The sequence below is a fragment of the Thermococcus sp. ES12 genome, from assembly GCF_012027515.1.
GTDB classification, from domain to species: Archaea; Methanobacteriota_B; Thermococci; order Thermococcales; family Thermococcaceae; genus Thermococcus; species Thermococcus barossii.
Window position 1 is genome coordinate 193,050 of sequence record NZ_SNUP01000004.1, and the last position, 7,865, is coordinate 200,914.

The 7,865-nt window shown below is 56.3% G+C and carries 5 protein-coding genes; all 5 read left to right on the forward strand.

Going from position 1 to position 7,865, the window contains the following annotated elements; all coding sequences use genetic code 11:
• Positions 1-80: 80 nt before the first annotated feature.
• Positions 81-1,427 (forward strand): extracellular solute-binding protein, encoded by a 1,347-nt coding sequence (locus E3E37_RS10420; protein ID WP_088865686.1) that lies wholly within the window; start codon positions 81-83, stop codon positions 1,425-1,427.
• Between the two features lie 38 nt (positions 1,428-1,465).
• Positions 1,466-2,365, forward strand: a complete 900-nt coding sequence (locus tag E3E37_RS10425) for a carbohydrate ABC transporter permease (RefSeq protein WP_088865685.1) — start codon at positions 1,466-1,468, stop codon at positions 2,363-2,365.
• Complete coding sequence (locus E3E37_RS10430) at positions 2,362-3,630, forward strand: ABC transporter permease subunit (RefSeq protein WP_167717154.1); 1,269 nt, start codon at positions 2,362-2,364, stop codon at positions 3,628-3,630. Before E3E37_RS10425 ends, E3E37_RS10430 begins: the two co-directional genes overlap by 4 nt.
• 9 nt (positions 3,631-3,639) lie before the next feature.
• Positions 3,640-7,683, forward strand: coding sequence for a glucodextranase DOMON-like domain-containing protein (locus E3E37_RS10435; RefSeq protein WP_167717156.1), 4,044 nt, complete (start codon positions 3,640-3,642; stop codon positions 7,681-7,683).
• Between the two features lie 28 nt (positions 7,684-7,711).
• A partial coding sequence (locus tag E3E37_RS10440) for an ATP-binding cassette domain-containing protein (RefSeq protein WP_167717158.1) occupies positions 7,712-7,865 on the forward strand: 154 nt, incomplete at its 3' end.

The window sequence follows — 7,865 nt, forward strand, 5'->3', positions numbered from 1 at the left end:
GGTTGAACAGGAAAGCGCAAGGTATATATATCACTGCCGATGATACTATATCACCCAAAATTTAGGCGGGTGATAAGGATATGAAGAAGGGATTATTTGCCCTGCTTTTGGTTGGAGTTTTGGTTTTAAGTGTCGTGGCCAGCGGCTGTATTTCCCCGGGAGGGGAAAGCCCGACCGGCACGACTACCAGCAGTCCGAGTGAAACCACCACCTCAAGCCCAAGTGAGACCACGACCACCACAACCCAGCCTCCGACCACCACCACGACAACCCCACCGGAAACCGAGTGCGGCAGCGGAAAGGTCGTCATATGGCACGCCATGCAGCCGAACGAGCTTCAGGTCTTCCAGAGCCTGGCCGAGGAGTACATGGCCATGTGTCCAGACGTCGAAATAGTTTTCGAGCAGAAGCCCAACCTTGAGGATGCCCTTAAGGCAGCCATCCCTGCCGGTCAAGGACCGGACCTCTTCATCTGGGCCCACGACTGGATTGGAAAGTTCGCAGAGGCCGGGCTCCTCGAGCCAATTGACGATTACGTTACCGATGACATCCTTAATGAGTTCGCCCCGATGGCCCAGGAGGCCATGCAGTACAAGGGGCACTACTACGCCATGCCCTTCGCGGCCGAGACCGTGGCGATCATCTACAACAAGGACATGGTGAGCGAGCCCCCCAAGACCTTCGACGAGATGAAGAGCATAATGGAGAAGTACAACGACCCCGATAACGAGAAGTATGGAATAGCCTACCCAATAAACTCCTACTTCATTTCGGCCTTCGCTCAGGCATTTGGAGGCTACTACTTCGACGACAAGACCGAAATGCCTGGTCTTGACAAGCCCGAGACCATAGAGGGCTTCGAGTTCTTCTTCCAGAACATCTGGCCGTACATGGCCCCAACGGCTGACTACAACACCCAGCAGAGCATATTCCTTGAGGGCCGCGCCCCAATGATGGTCAACGGTCCGTGGAGCATAGGAAGCGTTAAGGACGCTGGAATCAACTTCGGCGTCGTTCCCCTTCCGCCCATAACCAAGGACGGAAAGGAGTACTGGCCGAGGCCCTACGGTGGCGTCAAGGACATCTACTTCGCCTCAGGCATAAAGAACAAGGAAGCCGCTTGGCTCTTTGTCAAGTGGTTCACGACCAGTCCGGAGGTCATCAAGGAGCTCTCACTCCAGCTCGGCTACATTCCAGTTCTCACGCCGGTGCTCAGCGACCCGGACATTAAGAACGATCCGGTCATCTACGGCTTCGGACAGGCCGTCCAGCACGCCTACCTTATGCCCAAGAGCCCGAAGATGGGCGCCGTCTGGGGCGGCGTTGACGGGGCCATCAATGAGATACTCCAGGACCCAGAGAACGCTGATATCCCGGCCATCCTTCAGAAGTATCAGCAGGAGATTCTGAACAACATCGGAGGCTGACGCCTTTTCCCTTTTCCTACCTTTTTGGAGGGATGAGGATGAAAAAGACCACAATGATTGCCCTGTTTCTTATCCTTCCAGGGATAGCAGCGTTCCTGTTCTTCAACCTGTGGCCGATAATATACTCTATCTACCTCGCCTTCACCAACGCCCAGCTTGGGAACTTCCCGATTCAGGCACCTCAGGCGCCGAAGCTAACCTTTGTAGGGCTGGACAACTTCAGGTGGATACTCAGCGACGAAAAGTTCAGGAGTGCCTTCCTGTGGACGTGGCTGTTCGTGCTGACGAGCGTTACTCTAAAGGTTCTTGCCGGAATCTTCCTCAGCCTGCTCTACAACAGCAGTTACGTGAAGGGTAAAATGATATACCGCTCGCTTTTAATAATCCCCTGGGCGCTACCCCTGCTTTTCTCCGTCACCGTGTGGAAATTCATGTTTGATCCAATTTTTGGACCGATAAACCAGATGCTCAAATCCCTGGGGGTTCAAACCCTTCCCAACTGGATTAACGATCCGCTCTGGGCGTTTCTGGCCCTAAACATCATCGAGGTATGGCTGGCGTATCCCTTCATGATAACCGTCATAACGGCAGCGCTCCAGTCGGTTCCCGACACCTTGGTCGAGGCGGCGATAATAGACGGCGCCAGCTACTGGCAGAGGATAAGGCACGTGGTTCTTCCGATAGTCGGCAAACCGATAGCCTTCGCGACGATACTCACCAGCGCGGCGAGCTTCCAGTACTTCATGGTGCCGTATATCTACAACGCCGGCCTCTTCGAGGACAAGTTCATACTGCTCTACGGTTTCAGGAAGGCCTTCGGTGCAACACCACACTACGGAAGGGCAGCGGCGGTCATGATAATAGCGACCCTCGTTCTGGCCGTGTACATGTACGTCAACGTTAGGATAACCAAGCTCCAGGAGGGTGCTAAAGGATGAAAGGCATGAGAAAGGGTGAGGCCCTGAGGAGCCTCGTGCTCACCGCACTGGCAGTGTTCGTGATGTTCATGATACTCTTCCCCGTCTACTACATCTTCGTGGTTTCAATAACCCCGGGCTCAACCCTCGCAACCACCGAGTTCCACCTCATTCCCAGGAACGTCAGCCTCGACTCCTACAGGGATGTGCTCTTCGGCTTCAAGGGAACCAGGATAAGCGAGAACTTTACCGGAACCATCGAGGGCACAGCCCACATAGAGGACGGAAAGCTCTACGTTATCAATGGCAAGCTCGTGGGGAAGGTAAAGTACGGACCCTTTACGGGGTTGACCTTTGAGATACCACTACCCAGTGCGGTCTTTGAAGTTACCACGGACAAAAACGTGCAGGGACAGCTGATGGGGAACGTTAAAGGCCTTTTCGTGCTCACGAAGGTCAACGACGACGGGAGCATCGGATTTGGGCTGGTCAGGAACCTTGAGCTTACGAGCGGCGAGGTTGCGGGAACATCATTCTCGGGGATTCTCCAAAAGGGCCCAACGGGAAGGGATTACATCGTAGTCAGGAACTCAGGAAGGGTAACATTCACCCACATAGGGATGTTCGTCAACTCACTGTTCTTCGGCTACCTCAAGAACAGCCTCATAATCGCCGGTCTGGCGGTGCTGCTGACCCTCATCTTCGTCGTCCCTGCGGCATATGCGTTCTCACGCATGAAGTTCTTCGGCAGAGACCATGTGCTGTACTTCTACCTGATGTTCACCCAGGTCGCAGGAGGCCTCGGCATAGCCGGTTTGATAGCGCTCTACGGTATGGTCGTCAAGCTCGGCCTCTACGACAAGCTACCGGTGCTGTCCTTCATCTACGCGGCAGGAAGCGTTCCCTTCAACACGTGGCTCCTCAAGGGTTACATAGACTCCATAAGCCCAGACTTTGACGAGGCGGCCCTGGTCGACGGCGCAGGCTACCTGCAGATAATCCGTCACGTGCTCCTGCCCATGGCGCTTCCAGGAATAGCCACAGTTTCAATCTTCGCCTTCATAGGCGGCTGGACGGAGTTCATCCTGGCAAGCCTCCTGCTGACTGAGAAGAACCAGCCGCTTTCAGTGTGGATATACCTGCTCATGGGGGGCATAGGCAGGGGAATAGACTGGAGCTACTTCGCAGCCGCGGCGTTGCTCTTTGCCCTGCCGGTGTTCGTGATGTTCATGCTGGCTCAAAACTACATAAGGAGCGGCCTCACTGTCGGAGGCCTGAAGGAATGAGGTGATAGTATGAGACAGGTGGTTGCCCTGTTTATTGCAATTTTGATGCTCGGAAGCATCGTTGGAGCGAACGTAAAGACCGTTGGAGCGGCGGAGCCGAAGCCGCTCAACGTTATAATAGTGTGGCACCAGCACCAGCCCTACTACTACGATCCGATTCAGGGGATATACACAAGGCCCTGGGTCAGGCTCCACGCTGCCAACAACTACTGGAAGATGGCCTACTACCTGAGCCAGTATCCGGAGGTTCACGCAACCATTGATTTATCGGGCTCCCTTATAGCCCAGCTGGCGGACTACATGAACGGCGCCAAGGACAACTACCAGATAGTCACCGAGAAAATAGCCAACGGAGAGCCCCTGACTGTTGACGAGAAGTGGTTCATGCTCCAGGCACCGGGCGGGTTCTTTGACCACACCATCCCCTGGAACGGCGAGCCGATAACCGATCCCAATGGCAACCCGATAAGGGACTTCTGGAACCGCTACACGGAGCTGAAGAACAAGATGCTCCAGGCAAAGGCCAAGTACGCCAACCTTCCGCTCGAGGAACAGAAGGTTGCGGTCACCAACGAGTTCACCGAGCAGGACTACATTGACCTAGCAGTCCTTTTCAACCTCGCCTGGATAGACTACAACTACATCATGACCCACCCCGAGCTAAAGGCCCTCTACGACAAGGTGGACGAGGGAGGCTACACGAGGGACGACGTTAAGACCGTCCTCGACGCTCAGATGTGGCTCCTCAACCACACCTTCGAAGAGCACGAGAAGATAAACCTCCTACTAGGAAACGGCAACGTCGAGGTCACCACAGTCCCCTACGCCCACCCGATAGGCCCGATACTCAACGACTTCGGCTGGGAGAGCGACTTCAACGACCAGGTGAAGAAGGCCGACGAACTCTACAAGGAGTACCTCGGCGGCGGCACCGCGGTTCCGAGGGGAGGATGGGCGGCGGAGTCGGCTCTGAACGATAAGACCCTCGAAATCCTCGCCGACAACGGCTGGGAATGGGTAATGACCGACCAGCTGGTCCTCGGAAAGCTCGGTATTGAGGGCAGTGTGGAGAACTACTACAAGCCCTGGGTGGCCGAGTTCAACGGAAAGAAGATATACCTCTTCCCGCGCGACCACGCGCTGAGCGACCGCGTTGGCTTCACCTACGCAGGGATGAACCAGTACCAGGCCGTCGAAGACTTCGTGAACGAGCTCCTCAAGATACAGAAGGAGAACTACGACGGTTCGCTGGTCTACGTGGTCACCCTGGACGGGGAGAACCCGTGGGAGCACTACCCCTACGACGGCAAGCTCTTCCTGACGGAACTCTACAAGAAGCTGACCGAGCTCCAGGAGCAGGGGCTTATAAGAACTGTGACGCCGAGCGAGTACATCCAGCTCTACGGCGACAAGGCCAACAAGCTCACGCCGCAGATGATGGAGAGACTGAACCTCACGGGAGACAACGTTAACGCCCTCCTAAAGGCCCAGAGCCTCGGCGAGCTCTACGACATGGCAGGCGTTAAGGAGGAGATGCAGTGGCCCGAGAGCAGCTGGATAGACGGGACGCTCTCCACCTGGATAGGCGAACCCCAGGAGAACTACGGCTGGTACTGGCTCTACCTGGCGAGGAAGACCCTAATGGAACACAAGAGCGAGATGAGCCAGGAGGACTGGGAGAAAGCCCACGAGTACCTGCTCAGGGCAGAGGCGAGCGACTGGTTCTGGTGGTACGGAAGTGACCAGGACAGCGGGCAGGACTACACCTTCGACCGCTACCTCAAGACCTACCTCTACGAGATGTACAGGCTCGCTGGAGTCGAGCCGCCTAGCTACCTCTTTGGAAACTACTTCCCCGACGGGGAGCCCTACACGACGAGGGGACTGGTCGGACTCAAAGAAGGCGAGATGAAGAACTTCTCCAGCATGTCATCACTGGCCAAGAGCGTTGGCGTCTACTTCGACGGCGAGGGGCTTCACTTCCTCGTGAGGGGCAATCTCAGCGAGTTCGAGGTCAGCATCTGGGAGAAGGGAGAGCGCGTGGGAAACACCTTCACACTCCTCCAGGAGAGGCCAAGCGAGTTTAGGTACTCGATGTTCCCGTTCTCCGCCGACAGCGTCGGACTGATGATAACCAAGCACGTCGTGTACCGTGATGGAAGGGCCGAGGTGTACAAGGCCACCGACTACGAGAACAGCGAGAAGCTCGGAGAGGCGACGGTCAGGGAGACGAGTGAAGGAATAGAGGTTGTTGTGCCCTTCGACTACATAGAGACCCCTGCCGATTTCTACTTCGCGGTCTCAACTGTGAAGGACGGAAGACTGGAGGTCATAAGCACCCCGATCGAGCTGAAGCTTCCGACCGAGGTCAAGGGAGTCGTCATAGCAGACATAGAAGACCCCCAGGGCGATGACCACGGGCCGGGAACCTACACCTATCCGACCGACAAGGTCTTCAAGCCGGGCGTGTTTGACCTCCTCCGCTTCAGGATGCTTGAACAGACGGACAGCTACGTGATGGAGTTCTACTTCAAGGATCTTGGAGGAAACCCCTGGAACGGACCGAACGGCTTCAGCCTCCAGATAATAGAGGTCTACCTCGACTTCAAGGACGGCGGCAACAGCTCGGCGATAAAGATGTTCCCTGACGGACCGGGAAGCAACGTACGGCTCGACCCAACCCATCCGTGGGACCTCGCGCTGAGAATAGCCGGATGGGACTACGGTAACCTCATCGTCCTGCCCAACGGAACCGTTTACCAGGGCGAGATGCAAATCTCGGCAGACCCGGTAAAGAACGCGGTGATAGTGAAAGTCCCGAAGAAGTACATAGCGATAAACGAGGACTACGGCCTCTGGGGGGCTGTCCTTACCGGGAGCCAGGACGGCTATGGACCGGACAAGTGGAGGCCAGTTGCTGTAGAAGCCGAGCAGTGGAAGCTGGGAGGAGCAGACCCACAGGCTGTAATCAACAACGTTGCCCCGCGCGTTATGGACCTCCTCGCTCCAGCAAACTTCAAGCCAACTCAGGAGGAACAGCTGAGCAGTTACGATGCTAACGAGATGAAGCTTGCAACCGTCAAAGCCCTCCCGCTGCTCAAGCAGGGAATAGTCGTGAACGACCCCGAGGGAGACGACCACGGGCCGGGAACCTACACCTACCCAATGGACAAAGTTTTCGTTCCGGGACACCTTGACCTGCTCAAGTTCAAGATGGTCGAGGGGAGCGACGAGTGGACGCTGGAGTTCTACTTCAAGGACCTCGGTGGCAACCCGTGGAACGGGCCCAACGGCTTTAGCCTCCAGATAATCGAGGCATACTTCGATTTCAGGGAGGGCGGAAACACAAGTGCAATCAAAATGTTCCCTGACGGACCGGGAAGCAACGTACGGCTCGACCCAACCCATCCGTGGGACCTCGCGCTGAGAATAGCCGGATGGGACTACGGTAACCTCATCGTCCTGCCCAACGGAACCGTTTACCAGGGCGAGATGCAAATCTCGGCAGACCCGGTAAAGAACGCGGTGATAGTGAAAGTCCCGAAGAAGTACCTCAATATCTCGGACTACGGGCTGTACACGGCAATCCTTGTGGGCTCACAGGACGGCTATGGACCGGACAAGTGGAGGCCAGTTGCTGTAGAAGCCGAGCAGTGGAAGCTGGGAGGAGCAGACCCACAGGCGGTCATAGACAACCTGGCGCCGAGGGTCGTTGACGAGCTCGTGCCGGAGGGCTTTAAGCCAACCCAGGAGGAACAGCTGAGCAGTTACGACCTTGAGAAGAAGACACTGGCAACGGTGCTCATGATACCGCTCGTCAAGGGCACCGGCGGCGAGCAGCCGACCCCGACCGAGACACCGACCGAAACATCCACTACCACGAGCGAGACCTCAACGACCTCACCGAGCCAGACCACCACGACCACTACCAGCACCACGGGTACGACCACAACTACCACCAGCACCTCCCCTGGCGAAGGTGGCGGGATCTGTGGGCCCGCGATGCTCGTGGCCCTCGCCACGATACCGCTCCTCCTCAGGAGGAGGCGCTGACCTCCATTTTCCTTTTAGGGGTGAGAAAATGGCGGAGGTAAGGCTCACCGGCGTTTGGAAGATGTTTGGTGATTTTGCGGCCGTTAAGGATATGAATCTTCATGTGAAAGACGGAGAATTCATGATCCTCCTCGGGCCAAGCGGCTGCGGAAAAACAACCACCTTGAGAATGATTTCAGGCT